General features: G+C 64.0%; 19 protein-coding genes. 7 read left to right on the forward strand and 12 right to left on the reverse strand.

Annotation, left to right across the window (positions count from 1 at the left end):
• Positions 1-31: 31 nt before the first annotated feature.
• The 5 genes from ACOOE2_RS10395 to dusB form a co-directional block, all read right to left on the reverse strand.
• Positions 32-1,423 carry a sigma-54-dependent transcriptional regulator gene (locus ACOOE2_RS10395; protein ID WP_420382934.1) on the reverse strand — a complete coding sequence of 464 codons (1,392 nt, stop codon included), beginning with the start codon at positions 1,421-1,423 and terminating at the stop codon, positions 32-34.
• Positions 1,424-1,435: 12 nt separating this feature from the next.
• Complete coding sequence (locus ACOOE2_RS10400) at positions 1,436-3,670, reverse strand: ATP-binding protein (RefSeq protein ID WP_420384591.1); 2,235 nt, start codon at positions 3,668-3,670, stop codon at positions 1,436-1,438.
• Positions 3,671-3,780: 110 nt separating this feature from the next.
• A complete protein-coding gene (locus ACOOE2_RS10405) occupies positions 3,781-5,265 on the reverse strand; it encodes a sigma-54-dependent transcriptional regulator (protein WP_420382935.1) in 1,485 nt (494 codons plus the stop codon).
• Positions 5,262-6,371: a two-component system sensor histidine kinase NtrB gene (locus tag ACOOE2_RS10410; RefSeq protein ID WP_420382936.1), complete on the reverse strand. Its 1,110-nt coding sequence runs from the start codon at positions 6,369-6,371 to the stop codon at positions 5,262-5,264. The genes ACOOE2_RS10405 and ACOOE2_RS10410 overlap by 4 nt, the downstream gene beginning before the upstream one ends.
• A gap of 26 nt (positions 6,372-6,397) precedes the next feature.
• Positions 6,398-7,423 carry a tRNA dihydrouridine synthase DusB gene (dusB, locus tag ACOOE2_RS10415; protein WP_420382937.1) on the reverse strand — a complete coding sequence of 342 codons (1,026 nt, stop codon included), beginning with the start codon at positions 7,421-7,423 and terminating at the stop codon, positions 6,398-6,400.
• A gap of 82 nt (positions 7,424-7,505) precedes the next feature.
• Between dusB and ACOOE2_RS10420 the strand changes: the two genes are divergently transcribed.
• The 3 genes from ACOOE2_RS10420 to ACOOE2_RS10430 are packed head-to-tail and all read left to right on the forward strand — an operon-like array spanning position 7,506 to position 9,802.
• Positions 7,506-8,669 carry a bifunctional 2-C-methyl-D-erythritol 4-phosphate cytidylyltransferase/2-C-methyl-D-erythritol 2,4-cyclodiphosphate synthase gene (locus ACOOE2_RS10420; protein WP_420382938.1) on the forward strand — a complete coding sequence of 388 codons (1,164 nt, stop codon included), beginning with the start codon at positions 7,506-7,508 and terminating at the stop codon, positions 8,667-8,669.
• Positions 8,666-9,259 carry a hypothetical protein gene (locus tag ACOOE2_RS10425; protein WP_420382939.1) on the forward strand — a complete coding sequence of 198 codons (594 nt, stop codon included), beginning with the start codon at positions 8,666-8,668 and terminating at the stop codon, positions 9,257-9,259. The genes ACOOE2_RS10420 and ACOOE2_RS10425 overlap by 4 nt, the downstream gene beginning before the upstream one ends.
• Positions 9,260-9,274: 15 nt before the next feature.
• The gene (locus tag ACOOE2_RS10430) at positions 9,275-9,802 is read left to right on the forward strand and encodes a CinA family protein (RefSeq protein ID WP_420382940.1); all 528 of its coding nucleotides are present in this window, start codon (positions 9,275-9,277) and stop codon (positions 9,800-9,802) included.
• Here ACOOE2_RS10430 and ACOOE2_RS10435 read toward each other — a convergent pair.
• Together ACOOE2_RS10435 and lipA are read right to left on the reverse strand one after the other, a co-directional pair.
• Entirely contained in the window at positions 9,754-10,233 is a 480-nt protein-coding gene (locus ACOOE2_RS10435) for a type II toxin-antitoxin system RatA family toxin (RefSeq protein ID WP_420382941.1), read from the reverse strand. The two genes, ACOOE2_RS10430 and ACOOE2_RS10435, sit on opposite strands and share 49 nt — an antisense overlap.
• 1 nt (position 10,234) lies before the next feature.
• Positions 10,235-11,191: a lipoyl synthase gene (lipA, locus tag ACOOE2_RS10440; RefSeq protein WP_420382942.1), complete on the reverse strand. Its 957-nt coding sequence runs from the start codon at positions 11,189-11,191 to the stop codon at positions 10,235-10,237.
• Positions 11,192-11,302: 111 nt separating this feature from the next.
• Here lipA and ACOOE2_RS10445 point away from each other — a divergent pair, with 111 nt between their 5' ends.
• Complete coding sequence (locus tag ACOOE2_RS10445) at positions 11,303-11,956, forward strand: carbonic anhydrase (RefSeq protein WP_420382943.1); 654 nt, start codon at positions 11,303-11,305, stop codon at positions 11,954-11,956.
• 47 nt (positions 11,957-12,003) lie between these two features.
• Here ACOOE2_RS10445 and ACOOE2_RS10450 read toward each other — a convergent pair whose 3' ends face one another.
• Positions 12,004-13,302: a hypothetical protein gene (locus tag ACOOE2_RS10450; protein WP_420382944.1), complete on the reverse strand. Its 1,299-nt coding sequence runs from the start codon at positions 13,300-13,302 to the stop codon at positions 12,004-12,006.
• Between the two features lie 381 nt (positions 13,303-13,683).
• Here ACOOE2_RS10450 and gyrA point away from each other — a divergent pair, with 381 nt between their 5' ends.
• Genes gyrA through trmFO form a run of 3 tightly spaced genes read left to right on the forward strand, consistent with a single transcriptional unit; the run spans position 13,684 to position 18,147 of the window.
• Positions 13,684-16,443: a DNA gyrase subunit A gene (gyrA, locus tag ACOOE2_RS10455; protein ID WP_420382945.1), complete on the forward strand. Its 2,760-nt coding sequence runs from the start codon at positions 13,684-13,686 to the stop codon at positions 16,441-16,443.
• Complete coding sequence (locus ACOOE2_RS10460) at positions 16,440-16,775, forward strand: DUF952 domain-containing protein (RefSeq protein ID WP_420382946.1); 336 nt, start codon at positions 16,440-16,442, stop codon at positions 16,773-16,775. Before gyrA ends, ACOOE2_RS10460 begins: the two co-directional genes overlap by 4 nt.
• A 37-nt stretch (positions 16,776-16,812) precedes the next feature.
• Positions 16,813-18,147, forward strand: coding sequence for a methylenetetrahydrofolate--tRNA-(uracil(54)-C(5))-methyltransferase (FADH(2)-oxidizing) TrmFO (gene trmFO, locus ACOOE2_RS10465; RefSeq protein WP_420382947.1), 1,335 nt, complete (start codon positions 16,813-16,815; stop codon positions 18,145-18,147).
• On the opposite strand, the gene ACOOE2_RS10470 is transcribed toward trmFO, so the two are convergent.
• The 4 genes from ACOOE2_RS10470 to pdhA all read right to left on the reverse strand — a co-directional run bounded on the left by ACOOE2_RS10470 (position 18,131) and on the right by pdhA (position 21,878).
• Positions 18,131-18,640 (reverse strand): EF-hand domain-containing protein, encoded by a 510-nt coding sequence (locus ACOOE2_RS10470; protein WP_420382948.1) that lies wholly within the window; start codon positions 18,638-18,640, stop codon positions 18,131-18,133. The genes trmFO and ACOOE2_RS10470 overlap by 17 nt on opposite strands.
• A 245-nt stretch (positions 18,641-18,885) precedes the next feature.
• Positions 18,886-19,446 carry a hypothetical protein gene (locus ACOOE2_RS10475; protein WP_420382949.1) on the reverse strand — a complete coding sequence of 187 codons (561 nt, stop codon included), beginning with the start codon at positions 19,444-19,446 and terminating at the stop codon, positions 18,886-18,888.
• 13 nt (positions 19,447-19,459) lie between these two features.
• Positions 19,460-20,809 (reverse strand): pyruvate dehydrogenase complex E1 component subunit beta, encoded by a 1,350-nt coding sequence (locus ACOOE2_RS10480; RefSeq protein WP_420382950.1) that lies wholly within the window; start codon positions 20,807-20,809, stop codon positions 19,460-19,462.
• 1 nt (position 20,810) lies between these two features.
• Positions 20,811-21,878 carry a pyruvate dehydrogenase (acetyl-transferring) E1 component subunit alpha gene (pdhA, locus tag ACOOE2_RS10485; RefSeq protein WP_420384592.1) on the reverse strand — a complete coding sequence of 356 codons (1,068 nt, stop codon included), beginning with the start codon at positions 21,876-21,878 and terminating at the stop codon, positions 20,811-20,813.
• Between the last annotated feature and the right edge of the window lie 5 nt (positions 21,879-21,883).

Consider the following 21,883-nt stretch of genomic DNA (forward strand, 5'->3'; position numbering starts at 1 on the left):
AACCCGGGTCAATTTGCAGTGATAGCAAGGATCAGCTTGCCTCTTCGTCCTCGTCTTCGCGGCGTTCGACCATGCCGAGCAATTTCAGTTTGCGATGCAAGGCGGAGCGTTCCATCCCGATAAAGCTCGCGGTCTTCGAAATGTTTCCCGAAAACCGGCGGATCTGGACGCGCAGATATTCGCGTTCGAAATTTTCCCGCGCCTCGCGCAAGGGTACACCCATCAGCGATGCGGTGTTGTTGTCGCCTGCCATCGGTGTGGCGATGATTTCGGTGGGCAGCATGTCGCTCTCGATCCGCGCGAGACGTCCGCGCGGGACCAGGATCATCGTGCGCTCGACCACATTGCGCAACTGGCGGACATTGCCCGGCCAGTCATAGCTTTGCAGTGCGGCCATGGCTTCGGATGCGACGCCCGGCGCAGGCAGGCCCTGTTCGGTGGCAAACCGCGCAAAGAAATGGTCGATCAGCGCCGGAATATCCTCGCGCCGGTCGGCCAGTTGCGGGATCGCCACGGGCACGACATTCAGCCGATAGAACAGATCCTCGCGGAAACGGCGCTCGGCAATCTCGTGTTCGAGCGGGCGCGAGCTCGACGATACCACGCGCACATCGACGCGGATCTGGCGAAACCCGCCGACGCGCACGAACGCCTGTTCGGTCAGCACGCGCAGGATCCGCGCCTGGCTCGATGCGGGCATATCGGCCACCTCGTCGAGAAACAGCGTGCCACCATCGGCCATTTCGAGCAGCCCTGCCCGCACCAGCTTGCCGTCGATTTCCTCGCCGAACAGCTCCTGTTCAAACCGTTCGGAGGTGATCCGCGCCGAATTGACCGTGACGAACGGGCGATCGACGCGGTTGCTCCAGCTGTGCAGCAACCGCGCCGCAACTTCCTTGCCCGATCCGGCCGGGCCCGTGATCAACACCCGGCTGCCGGTATGCGCGACGCGTTTCAAGGTGGCACGTACCGTGTTGATCAGCGACGAATTACCGGTAAATTCGTCGGCCATGCCGAAATCGCGACGCAGGCGCGCGTTTTCGCGGCGCAGCTGTTCGGTTTCGGTCGCGCGTTCGACCAGCAGCAGCAGGCGCTCGGCCTCGAACGGTTTTTCGATGAAATCCATCGCGCCGCGGCTGATTGCCGAAACCGCGGTATCGATATTGCCGTGGCCCGAAAATATCACGACCGGCAATTCGGGTTCGCGCTTCTTGATTTCATCGAGCACTTCGAGCCCGTCCATCGGGCTGCCGTGGAGCCAGACGTCGAGCAGCACCAGGCTGGGGCGGCGTTCGTCGATTGCGGCGAGCGCGGCGGTGCTGTCGCCGGCGACGCGGCACATATAGCCTTCGTCGCTCAGCACGCCTGCGACGAGTTCGCGGATGTCGCGTTCATCGTCGACGATCAGGATATCAAGAGCCATCGGGGTAATCCTTCACCGTGCGCTTTGGCGCACGGCCTTTTCGGGGGACGTTGCGCCAGGAGGCGAGGGAGCGGGGCGCAACGCATCAGTCTGATCGGGGTTTTCGTGGGCTTGCGACCGGGCAAAGCGCATCGTGACTTGTGCGCCGCCACCGGAAATCGGTGCAAAGGCCATTTCGCCGCCGTGTTCCTCGACGATCTTGTTGACGATCGCCAGGCCCAGGCCGGTGCCTTTTTCGCGCGTCGTTACATAAGGTTCAAGAATGCGGTCACGCTCTGCGGGCAGGCCGACACCGTTGTCGGCGACGCAGATCGTGATCGATGCCGCATCACTGTCGAGCGACACGGCGATGCGCCCCTTGTAGTCGATGTCTTCCAGCTTGGCGCGCGCCTCGATGGCTTCGATCGCGTTTTTCAGCACATTGGTCATGACCTGGCTGAACTGGTGGCGGTCGGCCTCGAACGGTTCGTTGGTCGATCCGCTGAACGAAAACGCGATGCCATTGTGCGCGACTTCCTGCAGGAAGATCGCCTGGCGCGCGAGTTCGCCGGCATCTTCGGCGCGGAACACCGGTTTGGGCAGGCGCGCGAATTCGGAAAACTCGTCGACCATTTTGCGCAAATCGCCAACCTGGCGAATGATCGTTGCGGTCAATTCCTCGAACAGTTCGGGATCGGTGGTGATCTGGCGCAGATAGCGGCGTTTCAACCGTTCGGTCGCAAGCTGGATCGGGGTCAGCGGGTTCTTGATTTCGTGCGCGATACGCCGGGCAACGTCGGACCAGGCAGCGCGGCGCTGGTCGATCAACTGCCGCGTAATATCTTCGAACGTGACGACGTGTCCATTCGCGTCCTGTGTAACCTTGACTGCCAGAGTCAGCAGGTCGCCGCCCTTGGCATAATGCACCAGGCCGCTGGCGTCGCCGCTGATCACCAGCTGGTGCAGTTGCGGCGCGACGTTCTGCAGTTCGGCGCCGACCAGATCACCGCTGGTGTTTTCGTCGAGCAACTTTTGCGCCGAGCTGTTGATCAGGCGGATCGTGCCCTCGCGATCGATCGAGACGATGCCCGCGGTAATCGATTCGATCACCGCCTCGATAAACGTCCGGCGCACGCCCAGCAGCGTGTTGGCGCTGACCAGCGCCTGGGTCTGGGTCTCAAGCTGCGCGGTCATGCGGTTGAACGCGCGCGCCAGCATCCCGACTTCGTCCGACGCCTTGCCATGCGCGACGCGCATCGCGAAATTGCCGCTGCCGACCTTGCGCGCGGCCACGACCAGCTCGACCAAAGGCGCGACCTGCCGGTCAGCCAGGCGCAAGGCGGCCCACACCGCCAGCATGACCAGCGACAACGATATGCCCAGCAACGCCAGATTGAACCGCACCTGCAACGCACGCGCGCGCCGGGTCAGCATATCATAGGCGCCAAGCACGGATTCGGCGCGTTTCCACTGGCTGAAGGCCAATTGATCGGAATTGCGCGCGACATAAAGATAGATGCCGCGCGCGCGGTCGATCGGTGCGACCGATTCGATTTTTTCGGCCGAGGCGTTGACGACATAAGGCTCGCCCTTGGCCATGCGCTGCAATTCATCGGCGCTCACGCGTTGACGCGTGTCGTTGCGATTGGGGTCGACAATGGCTGCAGTACGCAGATTGCCGTCCTCGCCGCGCTCGATGATCGCAGATTCGTCCAGCTTGCGGCTGATCACCTGCCAGGCATAGCCTTCGCGGAATTCGCGGCTGGCGATCGGCGCCTGGACCAGATAACTGCGCATGTCGCCCGCCATCGCGACGTTTTCCTTGCCCACGTCGCGCAATTTGTCGGCGTAATAGCCTTTGGCCAGACTGTTGGCGTTGTCGAGCATGCCGCGCGAATTGTCGGAAAACCAGAATTCGACGCCCGATTGAAACAGCAGCGAGGCAAAGATCACCACCAGCAGCGTCGGCACCGCCGCGATCATCGAAAACAGCCAGACGAGGCGAACATGCAGCCGGCCGCTGGTGCCCATGCCCGAATGCTTGGCCCGCGCCAGCGCAATGCGCCGGCCCGCAAGCACGACCAGCGTCATCGCCGGGACCAGTGACCCGATCAGCAACGACGTGGTCAGTTTTGCCGGCAACAGCTGATCGCCGGCAGCCTCCGGATTCAATTTGATCCAGCTGAGCGTGACCATCATCACCAGCGAAATGGCGGTAATCGTTTCGAGCAGGAGGAAAACGTTGGCGCGGCGCAGCAAGATCAACAGGCGCCGCCACCAAATGGGCAAACGACGGGCTCGACTGGATCGTTTAGCGGCGATTGGTGCGACCATAGTTGCTGTCTGACAACACCCCTGTTGCCCAAATGCAAGCATTATTACGCCGACTGTGGCTCACCTGCGCCGGGCCGAAAGGGCAATCCGCCGGATAACGCACGAATCGCGGCATCTTCGGGGTGAATGCCCAGTTCCTGCAGCCGTTTGCGCAATGTGTTGCGGTTGATCCCCAGGATCTGTGCGGCACGCAACTGGTTGCCCGCCGTCTGCGCCAGCACATGCAGGAACAGCGGACGCTCGAACATCGCCAGCGCGTCATCGTAGAGCTGCCCGGGCACGCCAGGATTTTCGATCAGCCATTGGCCCAGCACAGCCGCAAGATCGCCAGGCGCTCGCGGCTCGGGCGCGCGGGTTGGCGCCTCACCTGCCAGCATCGGTTCAATCGCGGCCACGTCGATCACATCGTCGCGCGCCATCAAGGCCAGACGATAGATCAGATTGCGCAATTCGCGGACATTGCCGCGCCATGGCTGGCGCGCGAGCAACGCACTGGCGGCGGCAGTCAATTGCCGGCGCGGCAGGCCTTCGTTGGCGGCGCAAGTCAGGAAATGGTGAGACAGCGCGGCGATATCGTCGGCGCGATCGCGCAGCGGCGGCAGTTCGATCGGCACCACGGCCAGGCGATAATACAGGTCTTGGCGAAACGTGCCCGCCGCGATCATCGGCATCAGATCGCGGTTGGTCGCCGCAATAATCCGGCAATCGAGCACGATGTCTTCGGCCCCGCCGACGCGGCGGATGCGCCCAGATTGCAGCGCGCGGAGCAGCCGCGTCTGGGCCTCGATCGGCATGTCGCCGATTTCATCGAGGAACAACGTGCCACCGGCGGCAAGTTCGAATTTGCCAAGATGCCGCGCGGTCGCGCCGGTGAACGCGCCCTTTTCGTGCCCGAACAGCTCGCTTTCGATAAGATCGTGCGGGATCGCGGCGGCGTTGACCGCGACGAACGGTCCGCTGCCGCGGTTGCCAAGCTGGTGGATCGCTTCGGCCACCAGTTCCTTGCCCGTGCCCGATTCGCCCAGGATCAGCACGGTCAGGTCGTTGCGCAGCACGCGTGTGATCATCCGGTATACCGCCTGCATCGGCGCGCTGCGCCCGACCAGCGGCAGACCCGGCGGAATGGGTTCGGCAGTCGGTTCGGGCGCGCGCGCGCGGTCGAGGCCCTGACCGATGCCGTGGTGCACGGCGCCGACCAGTTCATCGAGATCGAAGGGCTTTGGAAAATACTCGAACGCGCCGGTGTCGCTGGCGCGCACCGCGGTATCGAGCGTGTTCTGCGCCGAAAGGATGATCACCGGCAGATGCGGATAGCGCTCGCGCACGGCGGGCAGCGTTTCGATGCCGTCGCCATCGGTCAGCATCACATCGGTCAGCATGATCGCGAATTCGCCGCGCGCGAGCAGGCGATCGCGCCCGGCGATGCTGTCGCTGCACGTGACGACATAGCCCTCTGCGTTCAGCGCAGCGGTAATCACCGTCGCGACCGACACGTCGTCCTCCACCAGCAGGACCGCGCGGGCCGTCATGGCCTTGCCTCTCTACTCGGCGCCGATCCCGCGACGGGCAGATGCAGCCGGAAATGCGTGAGGCCCTTCGCCTCGTCGCGATCATGCGTAACGCGCCCGTTCATATCGCGCACCAGCTTCTGCACGAGCGCCAGGCCCAGCCCCTGCCCGTTTTTCTTGCTCGATACGAACGGTTCGAAAATATGATCGCGCAGCGCAACCGGCACGCCGCCGCCATTGTCACTGACGCGCAATTCAATCGGCAGCCGCAGCGGCTTGCCGCCAGTGGCCTGATGCACCTGAATGCCGCTGGCAAACCGCGTGCGCACGATGATGCGCGGGTTTGGCAGCCCGGCGCAGGCATCGCGGGCGTTGGCCATCAGGTTGAGCAACACTTGCACAAGTTGATCGGGGTTGGCGCTGATCGGAGGCAGGCTGGGGTCGAATTCCTCTTCGACGACCATCCGCGATGCACCCCCTGCGGCCAGGATCGCCTGCGCATGGCGCGACGCCTCGTGCAAGTTGCATTCGGCCTCGGGCTCGGCGCCGCGGCGGCTGAGCGATTGCATCTGGTCGATCAGTTTGGCGATACGATCGACTTCACGCGTGATCAGCCCGGTCAGCGCGCGGTCGGCCTCGCTGGCGGTGCGATCCAGCAATTGCGCGGCGCCGCGAATGCCCGCGAGCGGGTTCTTGATTTCATGCGCCAGCACTTCGGGCGCGCGCAGCACGGCATTGCCCGCACCATCGTCGCCCGCCATGCCCAGGGTCAGCGCCTCGACACCGACGGGTTCCTGCAACACCAGCATCTGCCAGCCCGGAAAATGCGCCACCGGCGCGGTCATCAGGTCGATCGGTCGCGCGGGCTGATCAAGGATCCGCACGAGGGTGCCTCGCGCCACGAGATTGGCCTCACGCTCGCTCAGCCGTTCGACGATCAGCGGTTCCTCGAACACGAACACATCGCGCAACCGGCGCCCGATCAGGCGGCTCGCGCCCTGCCCCGCCAGTTGCTCGCCCGCCGGATTGACCGAGGCGAGCGCCAGATCGGGCGCAAGCAGGAACAGCGCCTGCGGCAGGCTGGCGATCAGGTGCCTGGGTTCGGGGCCACTGCCGCGGTCGGTCATGTCCGCAGGCCAGTCGGACGCAGCGATCATGCCACCAGACGCTCGCCCGCCGGATCGAACCGCCCGTAGAAATCGCCCAGGCTCGCCAGAACAGCGTCGGGATCATCGATGAAATTGACGCGATTGCGAAACTCTGCCGATCCCGTCAGGCCCTTGGTGTACCAACCGAGATGCTTGCGCGCCATATTGACGCCCACGGTCGTGCCGTAGATGCCGAGCATGTCCTGATAATGTTCGACGATCACGTCATACTGTTCGCCGATCGAAGGGTCGCCCAGCACTTCGCCGGTATCGAGCCAATGCATCACCTGGCCCAGAAACCACGGCCGGCCATACGCGCCGCGCCCGATCATCACGCCATCGGCGCCGCTCTGGTCGAGCGCATCGGCCACATCGGCGATGGCGCAGATATCGCCATTGACGATGACCGGGATCGTGACGGCATCCTTGACCCGCCGCACAAAGCGCCAATCGGCCGAACCCTTGTACATCTGATTGCGCGTGCGGCCATGGACCGTGATCATCTGCGCGCCCAGATCCTGCGCGATCCGGGCCAGCTCGGGCGCATTCAGGCTGTCGTGGCACCAGCCCATGCGCATCTTGACCGTTACCGGCACCGACACCGCTTTGACCGTGGCCTCGATCAGCGCGGCCGCGAGCGTGACATCGCGCATCAGCGCCGATCCGGCATCGCCATTGACGACCTTGCGCACCGGACAACCCATGTTGATATCGATGATCGCGGCGCCGCGATCCTGCGACAGGCGTGCGGCATCGGCCATCTGGGCAGGCTCGCACCCGATCAGTTGCATCGACACCGGCTCCTCGATCGGGTCCCAGGCGGCTTTCTGGATCGATTGCCGCGTTTCGCGGATGGCGGCAGGGCTGGCGATCATCTCGGTGACGTTCAGCCCCGAGCCATAGCGGCGGACCATGCGGCGAAACGGCAGGTCGGACACCCCGGTCATCGGGGCAAGCACGACCGGGCAATCGATCCGCACCGGACCGATCGTGATGGGCTTCAACACCGGGCGTTCAACCGTCATGCTCATTCTTGCGTCGCAATCTGCCTAAAAAACAGGCACGCGTTAGCCAATTGCCGCGCGATGGGCAAGTTTGTATGGGGCGCACACGATGGAATTCGCGCCGCACCCAAAAACCGCATTCGCCGCTGTGGTCGTTGCCGCCGGCAAGGGCCTGCGTGCTGGCGGCGGCGTGCCCAAGCAGTTCGCGCCGTGGCGGGGCGTGCCGCTGGTCCGGCACAGCGTCGAGCATCTGCTGGCCGCCGGCGCCACCCCGGTGGTCGTGGCAATCCCCGACGACGGCCGGGCCGTGGCCGAGGCGGCACTCGCCGGGTTGCCGGTAACGCTGGTCGCAGGCGGCCTCATGCGCCAGGATTCGGTGCGCGCAGCACTGGAAACGCTGGCAGAGGCCGGCGATGTGACGCGCGTGCTGATCCACGATGCCGCGCGGCCGGACCTGCCCGCGCATGTGATCACCGCGCTGGTCGCGGCCCTGGATACCGCGCCCGGCGCGATTCCGGTGCTGGCCGTGGTGGATAGCGTCGTGCGCGGAGCCGGGGGTTTTCGCCAGACCGCAGAATCGCGCGACGGCCTGTACCGCGTGCAAACACCGCAGGCCTTCCGCTTTGGCGATATTCTCGCCGCACACCGCGCTTGGGATCAAACGCGCGAGGCCGGCGACGATGCCACTGTCGCGCAATGCGCGGGGCTTGCCATCGCGCTCGTTTCCGGCGACGAGCGCTTGCGCAAAGTCACGTTCGCGCACGACTTTCTGGCAACGGACACCGCACCCGACATGACCACCCGCACCGGCCTTGGCTTTGATGTACACCGTCTGTCAGACGGCGAAGAGCTGTGGCTGTGCGGGGTGAAGATCGATCATCACCAAGGCCTGTCCGGCCACAGCGATGCCGATGTCGCGATCCATGCGCTGGTCGATGCGCTGCTTGGCGCAATCGCGGCGGGCGATATCGGCGATCATTTTCCGCCATCCGATCCGCAATGGCGCGGGGCATCGTCCGACCGCTTTCTGGCGCATGCTGCCGGTCTCGTGCGCGCGCGCGACTTTGCGATCGGCAACGTCGATGTCACGATTATCTGCGAGGCGCCCAGGATCGGGCCGCACAAGACCGCAATGCGCGAAAGGCTGGCCCAGATCATGGACATTGCAACCGACCAGGTGAGCGTCAAGGCCACCACCACCGAACGCCTTGGCCTGACCGGCCGCGGCGAAGGCATCGCGGCGCAGGCCATTGCCACGGTTGTTGCCGCATGACCGTGCTGCGCGCGATGCTTGCGCTGGTCGCGCTTGGCTCTGCCACAGCGGCGCAGGCTGCCAGCGACAGCTGCATGACCCCTGCCGAACTCAACGCGACACTCGTCTATGCCCTGCCCTCGGTGATCGACGCTACCGCCCAGTTCTGCCGGCCCGTCCTGGCGCGCGATGGCTATCTCGCCTCGCAGGGCGCCGGACTGTCCGCGCGCTATCGCATGGGCCAGGCAGGCGCGTGGCCGGTCGCGCGCGCGGCGGTGCTGAAAATTGCCGGCGGCGGCCTGGGCAAATTCGCCGCGCTGCTGCCCGACGGCACGCTGCAGGATATGGCGAGTGGCTATGTCCAGCAATTCGTGGTCCAGGGCGTCCATCCCGGCGATTGCGCCGATATCGAAAGCGCGCTGGCGCTGATGGCGCCACTTCCGCCCGAAAACACCGCAGGGCTGATCGCCCTCGTCGTCCGGCGGGTCGAATCGACCAATTCCGGCAAGACTGTGGTGGCAGGCAAAAAATTACGCTTGCCGTTGTGCCCCATTGCCGTGCCGGGCATTGATAGCACGGATATCACGACGAACCCGCAGCCGGTGCATTGAAGGACCTGAGGTTTCATGGACCATTTGCTTTACGCCGACGTCATTGAACTCGCCGCGCGCGTGATCGCCGCAAACAAGGCGCTGGGGCGTACTGTCGCTGTTGCCGAAAGCTGTACCGGCGGCTTGGTGGCAGCCGCGCTGACCGAAATCGCGGGCAGCTCCGCGGTGTTCGATCGCGGCTACGTCACCTATTCCAATGCTGCAAAGATCGAGATGCTGGGTGTACCGGAGGATCTGATCGACACCTTCGGCGCAGTGTCGGTCGCGGTCGCATGGTCGATGGCGCAAGGAGCGCTGACCCGCTCCGGCTGTGATGTTGCGGTTGCGATTACCGGGATCGCCGGCCCCGATGGCGGATCGGACCAGAAACCGGTCGGTACGGTGGTTTTCGCCTGCGCCGGACACAACCGCGAAGACGAGGATGCGGTCGAGGCCGAAACCAAGCTGTTCGACGGCGACTTCAGCGGGCCCGGCGGCCGGTCCGAAGTACGGCGTCAGGCCGCGCTGGTCGCGCTGGAGCTGCTGATGCCGCCCGGCGCCTGATCTGCGTAAAGCTTCGCCGCGCGGGTTTCGAATGCCGCGACCATCTTGCGAAACGCGCGATCGAGATATTGCCCGGCCAGCCTTTCGAACAGCGCATTGCGAAACGCGAATTCGCACACGAAATCGATACGGCACCCGCCACTGCCATTGGGCGCAAAGACCCACGTGTTCGACAGGCTCTTCATCGGACCATCGAGATAGTCGACCGTTATCGTGCCGGGCCGATCCCTGGTCACTTTGCTGGTGAATTTCTCGCGCAGCGCGCTGAACCCGACCATCATGTCCGCGATCATCACCTGGCCATCGTCCGATTTCACGCGCGTGCCGACGACCCACGGCAAAAATTCGGCGTAGCGCTTCACATCGGCTACCAGGTCGAACATCTGTTCTGGCGACCACACGAGATCGCGCGTTTCGGCAATGCGCGGCATGTCAGGCGGGCGTTTTGGCGGGCGTTTTGGCGGGCTGGGCCAATTGCGCCTTGGCAATCTGGGCTTCGCGCGCGGCGCGCATCTGCGCAAAATCCTCGCCCGCATGATAGCTTGACCGCGTCAGCGGGCTCGCCGCGACCTGCAGGAAGCCTTTCGCCCGCGCGATTGCACCATAAGCCGAAAACGCCTGTGGCGTGACGAATTCGATCACTTTGGTGTGCCTGGGCGTGGGCTGCAGATACTGCCCCATCGTCAGGAAATCGATCCCGGCACTGCGCATGTCGTCCATCACCTGGTGCACTTCGAGCCGGGCCTCGCCCAGCCCGAGCATGACGCCCGATTTGGTGAATATGCGCGGATCGTGCCGCTTGACCTCTTCGAGCAGGCGCAGCGAGGCGTAATACCGCGCACCGGGCCGGATCGTGGGATACAGCCGGGGCACGGTTTCCAGATTGTGGTTGTAGACATCGGGTCCGGCCGCCACGATCGCTTCGACCGCGGGCAGCATCTTGCCGCGAAAGTCGGGCGTCAGGATTTCGATCGTCGTATCCGGCGTCTGATCGCGCAACGCGCGGATCACCTTGACGAATTGCCCCGCGCCGCCATCAGGCAGATCGTCGCGATCGACCGAGGTGATCACGATATGCTGCAGCCCCATGCGCGCTGCCGCCTCGGCGACATGGCCCGGCTCGGTCACATCGACCGCGCGCGGCATCCCGGTCTTTACATTGCAGAACGCACATGCCCGCGTGCAGACATCGCCCAGGATCATCACCGTGGCGTGTTTCTTGGTCCAGCATTCGCCGATATTGGGACACGCCGCCTCTTCGCACACGGTGTTCAGCTTCAGATCGCGCATCAGCTTGCGCGTTTCGTTATAGCCGTGGCTGGTCGGTGCCTTGACCCGGATCCAGTCGGGCTTGCGCTGGCGGACGGGCGCGTTCGTTTGGTCTGTCATGGGTTTCAGATAATCCTTTGCCGCATGAATTGCCAGAGCCCACACGCGCTTGCGCTGGCGGCAAACATTGCCCATTGGAGCGGGCGCTACGCATAACTGGGAGAAACGATCATGGCCGACCCCATCTCGCCCGAACTCGATCATCTGATTGCCGGATATCGCCGCTTCCGCACGCAGGACTGGACCCCGAAACTGGCGCGCTGGCGCGAATTGCGCGACGGACAATCCCCGCAAGTCATGGTAATCGCCTGTTCCGACAGCCGCGTCGATCCCGCGCAAGTGTTCGATACCGATCCGGGCGAAATGTTCGTCGTGCGCAATGTCGCCGCGATGGTGCCCCCGTTCGAAACGACGCCGGGGCGCCATGGCGTATCGGCAGCGCTGGAATTCGCGATCCAGGTGCTCAAGGTCCGGGAAATCGTCGTGCTTGGCCACGGCATGTGCGGCGGCTGCAAGGCGGCGCTCGATCAAAGCCTGCAGGGCACAGAACCTGGCCATGGCGGATTCATCGCCGACTGGATCGCGCTGCTCGACGAAGCGCGCGGGCCGGTCGTCGCACAATACGGCACAACCGGCCACGCGGCCGAACGCGCGATGGAACTGGCAGGCGTGCGCACCAGCCTGGCCAATCTGCGCACATTCCCGTGCGTCGCGCAAAAGGAAGCCGCTGGCAAATTGCGGCTGACCGGGGCATTTTTCGCGATCAGCGACGGCTTGCTGCACGTGATGGACGAGGCGACGGGTGCCTTCAGCCCAGTGGATTGATCACTTATAGATCCCCTCCCCGTCAGGGGAGGGGAACAGGTTGCGGCTTACTTCCCGGCTGATTTCTGATCGGCATAGATCGCCCACAGCCGCGCGATCCCCGTGCGGGTGCCGCCGACTTTGGCCAGGTTCGCCTTGGCGTCGGGGTACTTGCCTTCGTCGATCTGCGCAATCGCCAGGCGAGTCAGGATGCGATCCTTGTCGGCATCGACGCCGCCCTTGCTGAGCGCCAACGTGTACATTTCCTCGGCCTTGGCCGGATCGGCATACGACAGATAGGTATCGCCCGCCGCCGCGGCGACTTTGCCCGATGGCGCTGTTGCCGCTTCCTTGGCCAGGCCGGGCAACGACGCCTTGTCGGCAGCAACGCGCGGGCCGGCCTGCGTCATGACATCCTTGACGAAAGTGTCCGACGCCTTCAGCGCGCCGGTCGAAATGCCCTGCTGGGCAATACGCACGGCTTCACCCGGATAACGGCGGGCATCGACCGCCTGCAGATAGGCGATATATTCCCGTTCGACATATTTGGGGTCAAGCTTCAGTGAACCTGCCTGGTCCATCAAACGGCTGATATCGAGCTCTTCCTGACCGGTAAAATTGGTCGCGCTGTTGCGCACCAACTGTGCCGCACCCAGCCAGTTCAGCGGGGTGGGATAGGCCTGCACCAGCAAGATTGCCCATTCGGTCGATTCGGCGGGCAATTTCGCGCTATAGGCAATGCGGTTGCCCCGGCTGTACCATTCCTCGGGCGCAGGCAGATTGGCGGCCTTGCGCGCAGCGATGGCGGCTTTCAGAGCGTCCAGGCCCTGCTTGGGCTGGCCCGACGACGCATAGGATTCGGCCAGCATCTGCGGCACCGCGTCATCGACCTTGGGGTCCGACATCAGCGGCGACAACGTCTTGATGGCGGTCGGATAATCCTTGCCGGTAAAGGCCATCTGGCCGAGCATAGCGCTGACCGTGCCGACCATGTTGGGCTGCAACTGGCCGCTGTCGAGCATGTTCTGCAAACCCTTGGCGGTCAACGCGGTGTCACCTGTCCAGCCACCGACCTGGCGCTGCCAGTCACCGAAGATCAGGCGGTCGAGCGGCGATTTCACCCCGGCTTCGATCGTGGCCAGTTGCGGCACCAGCGGTTCGGCAGCAGCCTTCAGCTCGGCATCGGAGACTTTGGCGGTTTTCTTGGCCAGAACGTCATTGAACGATTTCTGGAACGGCCCGGCAACTTTGGAGAATTCGGCTGAATTGGTCGCTTTGGGCGCGTCCTTCGCCATGGCGGGTGCCGCAACAGCGATACCCAGCGTTGCCACCACTGCCACAGGTGCCGCCGCGAGCGCAGCGGCCACAACTGGCCGACCGAATGATGCAAATGTACCCCGCATAACCTTGCTCTCCATGTTCGCCCGGGCCGCAGCTTGGCAGAAGGGTCCCCTGCGCGGCCGGTTGTGATGTGTCGTCGTTTGGCGCGGTTTTTGCGCCTTTGCAACGCATTCTGGCTAAGCCCCGTGGACTGAACGCGGATTGAACGGTTCGGAACCAGCGACATGTGGAAAAACGCGGGGTCCGGGCTCGCCGCGACTGGCCTTTGGCGACGCCACGGTCTAGGGCCAAAGGCTTGAACCCGTATGGCAACCATGGCGTGATGACAGTATCGCGACATGAAATCGGTTTGGCGCGACGATAGTGTCGCGGCGGGCCGAATTTGCCCAACAGCGAGAACGCCGCCCGTGAGCGATGAAACCATGATCGATCCGCCCGAACCAACAGGTCAGCCGGAATTTCAGAAGATCGACATCGTTGATGAGATGAAATCCAGCTATCTCGATTACGCGATGAGCGTGATCGTGTCGCGCGCGCTGCCCGATGTGCGCGACGGGCTGAAGCCGGTGCATCGCCGCATCTTGTGGACCAGCCACGAAAACGGATTTACCCCCAACAAGCCCTATCGCAAATCGGCGCGTATCGTCGGCGATTGCATGGGCAAATATCATCCGCACGGCGATTCGGCGATCTATGATGCGCTCGCCCGGATGACGCAGGACTGGTCGATGCGGCTGCCGCTGCTCGACGGCCAGGGCAATTTCGGATCGATGGACCCCGACCCGCCGGCATCGATGCGCTATACCGAAGCGCGCCTGGCCAAAGTCGCCGAAGCGCTGCTCGCCGATATCGAAAAAGACACGGTCGATTTTCAGCCCAATTACGATGGCGCCGAAAACGAACCGCAAGTCCTGCCCGCGCGCTATCCCAACCTGCTGGTCAACGGCGCCGGCGGGATCGCGGTCGGCATGGCAACGAACATCCCGCCGCACAACCTGGGCGAAGTGATCGACGCGTGCTTTGCGTATATGGACGATCCGATGATTTCGATCGACGATCTGATCCGCATCGTGCCGGCCCCTGATTTCCCCACCGCGCCGCTGATCCTGGGCACGCATGGCGCGCGCAAGGCCTATACCGAGGGGCGCGGATCGATCATCATGCGCGCGCGGCATATCGTCGAGGAAACGCGCGGGCGCGGCGATGGCCGGCGTTCGATCGTGCTGACCTCGATCCCCTATCAGGTCGGCAAATCGGGCCTGGTCGAAAAAATCGCCGAAGCCGCCAAGGACAAGCGCATCGAAGGCATCGCGGATATCCGCGACGAATCGAATCGCGAAGGCGTGCGCGTGGTCATCGACCTGAAGCGCGATGCCACGCCCGACGTGGTGCTCAACCAGTTGTGGCGCAACACGCCGGCGCAGTCGAATTTCCCCGCCAACATGCTCGCAATCCGGGGCGGTCGTCCCGAAACGCTGACGCTGAAGGACATCATCGAAAGCTTCGTCCGCTTCCGTGAGGAAGTGATCACGCGGCGCACCAAATTCGAACTGATGAAGGCGCGCGATCGTGCGCATATCTTGCTCGGGCTGGTCATCGCGGTCACCAATCTCGACGAAGTGGTGAAGATCATTCGCGGATCGCCCAACCCCGGCGTTGCGCGCGAAACACTGCTCGCGCGCGAATGGGCGATGGGCGATATCGCGCCCTATATCCGCCTGGTCGAAGCGATCGAAGACGACGCGGTGACCGATGCGGCGACCTATCGCCTGTCCGAAACGCAGGTCCGCGCGATCCTGGAACTGCGCCTCGTCCGCCTGACCGCGCTCGGCCGCGACGAGATCGGCGACGAGCTGGAGATCCTGGCCAAGGCGATCACCGAATACCTGTCGATCCTGGCCGATCGCGTAAAACTGTACGGCGTCATGCGCGACGAATTGATGGCGGTGCGCACGACGTATGCCACGCCGCGCATGTCGGAAATCATGGCGGCCGCCGATGGCATAGAAGACGAAGACCTGATCGAGCGCGAAGACATGGTCGTGACGATCACGCTCGACGGCTATATCAAGCGCACTCCGCTTTCCACGTTCCGCGCACAGGCCCGTGGCGGCAAAGGCCGGTCGGGCATGGCGACCAAGGACGAAGATGCGATCGGCACGATGTTCGTTGCCAGCACGCATACGCCGGTCTTGTTCTTCTCGACCGCAGGCAAAGTCTATCGCCTGAAAGTATGGCGCCTGCCCGAAGGCGGCGCGGTTACGCGCGGCCGCCCGGTGGTCAACCTGTTGCCCGCGCTCGACCAGAACGAAACGATCGCCGCCGTACTCGCGCTGCCCGAAGACGAAACGGAATGGGGCAAGCTCAACGTCATGTTCGCCACCGCGCTGGGCAATGTGCGGCGCAATGCAATGGATGCGTTCGCCAACATCCCGTCGAACGGCAAATACGCGATGCGGTTCGAAGAAGGCGATAACGACCGCCTGATCGGCGTGGCGCTGCTGTCCGACGGCGACGACGTGCTGCTGGCAAGCCGCCAGGGCAAGGCGATCCGCTTCCCCGGCAATGACGTGCGCGAATTCCAGAGCCGGCAATCGACCGGTGTGCGCGGCATGCTGCTCAAGGACGGCGACGAAGTGATTTCGCTGTCGATCCTCCACCGCGTCGGCACGCGCGACCAGGACGAACGCGACGAATACTTGCGCTTCGCCCCGTGGAAAGCCGAACGCGAGGGCGATCCGGCGATGGACGCTGAGCGGTTTGCCGAACTGGCCGAGGCCGAACAGTTCATCCTGACCGTGTGCGCCAATGGCTATGGCAAGCTGTCGTCGGCGTATGAATACCGCCGCACCGGTCGCGGTGGCCAGGGCATCGTCAATATCGACAACATCGAACGCAACGGGCCGGTCGTGGCCAGCTTCCCCACGATCCGCGCCGACCAGCTGATGCTGGTCAGCGATCAGGCCAAGCTGATCCGCCTGCCGCTGACCACGCTACGCGTCATCGGCCGCGGCAGCGCGGGCGTGCGGCTGTTCAATGTGGCCGACAAGGAACATGTGGTCAGCGCCGTGCGGCTTGCCGAAGATGTCGCGGAGGATGCTGCCGAGCCGTCGAGCGGTGAGCTGGCAAGCGATACCCCCGCCGATATCGAGCCAACCGAAGAATGAGCGCAACGACTGCCTACAAAATCCTGACGGCGGAGCAGTGGGCTGCCTGGCAGGCGAGCGGCGTGTTCACCGGCGCGCCGGTCGATCTGGTCGACGGCTACATCCACCTATCGACCGCCGATCAGGTGACCGCGACCGTGGACAAGCATTTCGCAGGGCAAACCGATTTGTTCGTGGTGTCGATCGATCTGCCCCCGCTTGGCGACACAATCCGTTGGGAACGCGCGCGCGGCGGGGCGTTATTCCCCCACGCGTATTCGCCGCTGCCCCTCGCGGTCGCACTGACCGCAATTCCGCTAAGGCGGGACAATGGCGCGGTGGCGCTGGAATAAATTGCCCATTTCCGCCACCGGTGCCAAAACGCAGCTTATGAAACATCAGGTACACATCATCGGCGGCGGCATGGCCGGCACTGAGGCTGCGTGGCAGCTGGCACGGCGCGGGGTGCATGTGCGCCTGTCCGAAATGCGTGGTGGGGGCGATATGTCGCCTGCGCACCAGGGCGCAGGCCTTGCTGAACTGGTCTGTTCAAACTCGTTCCGCTCCGACGATCATGTCAGCAATGCCGTCGGGCTGCTCCACCACGAAATGCGCAATTGCGACAGCCTGATCATGGCTGCCGCCGCCCGCGCGCAAGTGCCGGCAGGATCGGCATTGGCGGTCGATCGCGACGTGTTCTCCGCTGCGGTCGAGGATGCACTGGCCAGCCTGCCCACGCTCGAGGTCGTGCGCGAACGGATCGATACGATACCGCCCGAGGGTCCGGTGATCATCGCCACCGGCCCGCTTACCGCGCCGGCGCTGGCGGGCGCAATCGGTGCGGCGACCGGTGCCGATGCACTGGCATTCTTCGATGCGATTGCGCCGATCGTGCACCACGACAGCATCGATATGGACATCTGCTGGAAAGCCTCGCGCTGGGACAAGGGTGAGGCGGATTACATCAATTGCCCGATGGACCGCGACCAGTACGTCGCGTTTCACGAGGGGCTGATGACGGGCGAAAAGACCGAATTCCGCGAATGGGAGGCCAACACCCCCTATTTCGAAGGGTGCATGCCGATCGAAGTCGCAGCGTCGCGCGGGCTCGATACCTTGCGCTTCGGCCCGATGAAGCCGGTCGGGCTCGACAATCCGCGCACCGGCCGCTGGCCGCATGCGGTCGTGCAATTGCGCCAGGACAACAAGCTGGGCACATTGTGGAATATCGTCGGATTTCAGACCAAGCTCAAACATGCCGAACAGGTCCGGCTGTTTCGCACGATTCCCGGGTTGCAGAATGCCGAATTCGCCCGCCTGGGCGGGCTGCATCGCAACACATTCATTCAGTCGCCCAAAGTGCTCGACCGCCAGTTGCGGCTGCACAACGATCCGCGCGTGCGCTTCGCCGGCCAGATCACGGGGTGCGAAGGCTATGTCGAAAGCGCCGCGATCGGCCTGCTGGCAGGCCTGATGACAGCGGCAGAGCTTGGCGGGCGGCCATGGACCACACCGCCGCGGACCAGTGCGCTCGGCGCGCTGCTCGCGCACGTGACCGGCGATGCCGAAATCGAAACCTATCAGCCGATGAATGTAAACTTCGGGCTGTTCCCGCCGCTCGACGCCTCGGTCAAGAAGAAGCAGCGCAAGGAAGGGTATACCTCGCGCGCCAAGGCCGATCTGGCGCCGTGGTTGACCGATCAGCGGATCACTGCTCCGGCGTAGCCTCGTCCGGTTCGGGCTTTGGCTTGGCGTTGCATTTGCACGACGGCTTGCGCGGCTTGGCCTTGGTTGCGGCAAATTCATCGCGAGTCAGATAGCCGCTGCCGTTCTTGTCGGCCGCCTTGAACTTGTTGATCGCCTTGACCGACCATTCGTCGAACGTCAGCAGATTGTTGCCGTCGACGTCGAGCTTGCGAAATGCGCGCGCCTTGTGCGCCAGCATTTCGGACATCGTGATCTTGTTGTCGTGATTGCGGTCGAGCCGGTCGAAGCGCTTCTGCTCCTTGGTCGCCTCGGGCACACCGGGAAGATCGGGCCCGGTCGCATCGCCCGCATCGGATTCGGGCAAAGGCTCGTCGCTGGCGCCCGCCTTTGGCGTCGCCAGCGCCAGATGCGGGCCCTGCGGCGCATCGGACGCCGCGCGCCCCTGCCACCAGAAAATCCCCGCCGCCACCAGCAACAACGCGCCCAGCGCCCCGATCACGATCCTGTTCATGGTGCCTTGCGTAAGCCCCGGCATGGCGCGTGGCGAGATCAAGATCATGCCGATTTGGCGCGACCGGACATCCTCCCCGGAACGGGGAGGGGGACCACGCGAAGCAGTGGTGGAGGGGCGGTGCCTCATGGGGATCAGGTCGAGTGGGGCGCTGTTGAAACGGCGCGTTTACGCAAGGGTATCGCGTGGGGCACGGCCCCTCCACCACAACTTCGTGTGGTCCCCCTCCCCGTCCCGGGGAGGTTTTAGCGGCCGAGCCAGCCCTTGCGCATGGCGCCAATCATGACGCGCCATGGGGGTTTCTCGCCGGCGTGGTCGAAATGGTCGATGAGCAGGAGCGGGCGCAGTGCGCGGGGCAAGTCTGCACCACGGAAACCGTGACCATGCGCCCAATCGGTCGCCAATGCTGTCAGCGCGGGCGTTTCCGCCACGCCCGCCATCCGCGCCAGCGCCACGATCGCTCCCGCACGTGCCAGATCGAGCGCCGCACCGCCATCTTCGCCCACAACTTGCGCTTCCCAACCATCGACCATCGCGCCAAGCGCCGCGCGTTCGTCATCCCAGGCCACCAATATCGCGAGCAACGGTTCGCCCGCCGGCCGGTCAGCTGCCGGCTCGGCCAGGCGATCACGCCACCACGCCAGGCGCAGCTGGATCATGATCGGCTCGCGCCCGGTCTTCGCCGCATCGGCAAGCCTGCGGTCAAGCGCCAGTAACCCCGTCCACGCCGGGCGCAGCGCGCGCGGCGCATAGGCGATGGCCAGGCGCTCGGGCGGCGTCAGCCATTCGTCCGCAATATCATGCAACGAAGGCGGTGGATTAGCGATTGCAGACCTTGCGCACCGCGTCGGCGATCTTGGCGGCATTGATCAGCGCGATCTTTTCCAGATTGGCGGCATAGGGCAACGGCACATCCTCGTTGCACACGCGCAGCACCGGCGCATCGAGATCGTCGAACCCTTCGTCCATCGCGATCGCGATGATTTCCGACGCGATCGAACACACCGGAAAGCCTTCTTCGGCCACGATCATGCGGTTGGTGCGCGACAGGCTTTCCAGCACGGTGGCCTTGTCGAGCGGGCGCAGCGTGCGCAGATCGACGATTTCGGCGTCGATCCCTTCTTCGGCCAAAGTTGCCGCGGCTTCCAGCGCCATGCCCACGCCGATCGAATAGGTGACGATCGTCACATCCTTGCCAGCCCGCACGATCCGCGCCTTGCCGATCGGCAGGACATTGTCATCGCCATGCGGCACGTCAAAGCTGCGGCCATAGACCAGCTCGTTTTCCAGGAACACCACCGGGTCTTCGCTGCGGATGGCGGCTTTCAGCAGGCCCTTGGCATCGGCGGCATCGTACGGCGCGATCACGATCAGGCCGGGAACCGAGGCGTACCACGGGCCATAGTTCTGGCTGTGCTGCGCGCCAACGCGTGAGGCCGCGCCGTTGGGGCCGCGAAACACGATCGGGCAGCGCATCTGGCCGCCCGACATGTAATTGGTCTTGGCCGCCGAATTGATGATGTGGTCGATCGCCTGCATCGCGAAGTTGAAGGTCATGAATTCGACGATCGGGCGCAGCCCGCCCATCGCGGCGCCGGTACCGATCCCGGCGAAGCCATATTCGGTAATCGGCGTGTCGATTACCCGCCGTTCGCCAAATTCTTCCAGAAGCCCTTGCGTGACCTTGTACGCGCCCTGGTACTGCGCGACTTCCTCGCCCATCACGAAAACGCGATCATCGGCGCGCATTTCCTCGGCCATCGCATCGCGCAGTGCCTCGCGCACAGTGGTGGAAATCATCGCAGTGCCTGCGGGCACTTCGGCGGCGGCAGGCGCAGGCGCCTTTGCCACCGGGGCGGGCTTTTCAACAACGGGTTCCGGTTTCGCGACCGGCTCGGGCGCAGCTGCCGTTACCGGCGCTTCCTCGTCATCGCCTTGCAGCGTTGCGATCACGGTGCCGACCTTAACCCCTTCGGTTCCCGCCGCGATCAACAGTTCGCCGACCACGCCTTCGTCGACGGCTTCGAATTCCATCGTCGCCTTGTCGGTTTCGATCTCGGCGAGAATGTCGCCCGATTTCACCGAATCGCCGGGCTTGACCAGCCATTTGGCAAGCGTGCCTTCCTCCATGGTGGGGGACAGCGCGGGCATTTTGAGATCGATCGCCATATCAGTACGTTTCCACCAGCACGTCGGTGTACAGTTCGGCCGGAGCCGGTTCGGGGGAGTTTTCGGCAAAATCTGCGGCCGCGGCCACGACTGCGCGGATCGACTTGTCGATCTCCTTCATCTTGTCTTCGCTGACGCCGCGCTTCAGCAGTTCCTGCTTTGCCGCCTCGATCGGGTCGTGATGGTCGCGCATGTCCTGCACTTCCTCGCGCGTGCGGTATTTCGCCGGGTCGGACATCGAATGCCCGCGATAGCGATAGGTTTTCAGCTCCATCAACACGGGGCCATTGCCCGCGCGCACGAAATCGAGCGCAACTTCGGTCGCCTGCCGCACTTCGAGCACGTCCATGCCGTTCACATCCATGCCGGGGATGCGGAACGCGGTGCCACGACGATAGAAATGCGTCTCGGCCGAGCCCCGGCTGACCGCAGTGCCCATCGCATAACCGTTGTTTTCAACCACGAAAATGATCGGCAGCTTCCACAGCGCCGCCATGTTGAAGGTTTCGTAGACCTGGCCCTGGTTCGCCGCGCCATCGCCGAAATAAGCGATGCACACGCCGCCATCGCCGCGATACTTGTGGCCGAACGCCAGCCCGGCGCCCAGCGGCACTTGCGCGCCGACGATACCATGGCCGCCATAGAATTTGTGCTCGGTCGAAAACATGTGCATCGAACCGCCCTTGCCGTGCGAGATCCCCGCACCGCGCCCGGTCAGTTCGGCCATGATCACTTTGGGATCGATGCCATAGGCCAGCATGTGCCCGTGGTCGCGATAGCCGGTGATCACGCTGTCGTGCCCGCTTTTCAGCGCCGATTGCACCCCGACTGCGACAGCTTCCTGCCCGATATACAGATGGCAGAACCCACCGATCAACCCGAGGCCATACAATTGCCCGGCGCGTTCCTCGAACCGGCGGATCAGGACCATCTGTTCATAGAATTGGAGCAGCTCGGCGTCGCTCGCCTCGTACTGCCTGTTGTTGGCATGCGCCTGTTGCAGGCTGCGCAGTGCAAACACCGCTTCGTCTTCGCCGGCGATGGTTTCGGCATCGATCACCTGGGCGATGACTG

It is taken from the genome of Novosphingobium sp. (assembly GCF_965214355.1).
In the GTDB taxonomy this organism is placed as follows: domain Bacteria; phylum Pseudomonadota; class Alphaproteobacteria; order Sphingomonadales; family Sphingomonadaceae; genus Novosphingobium.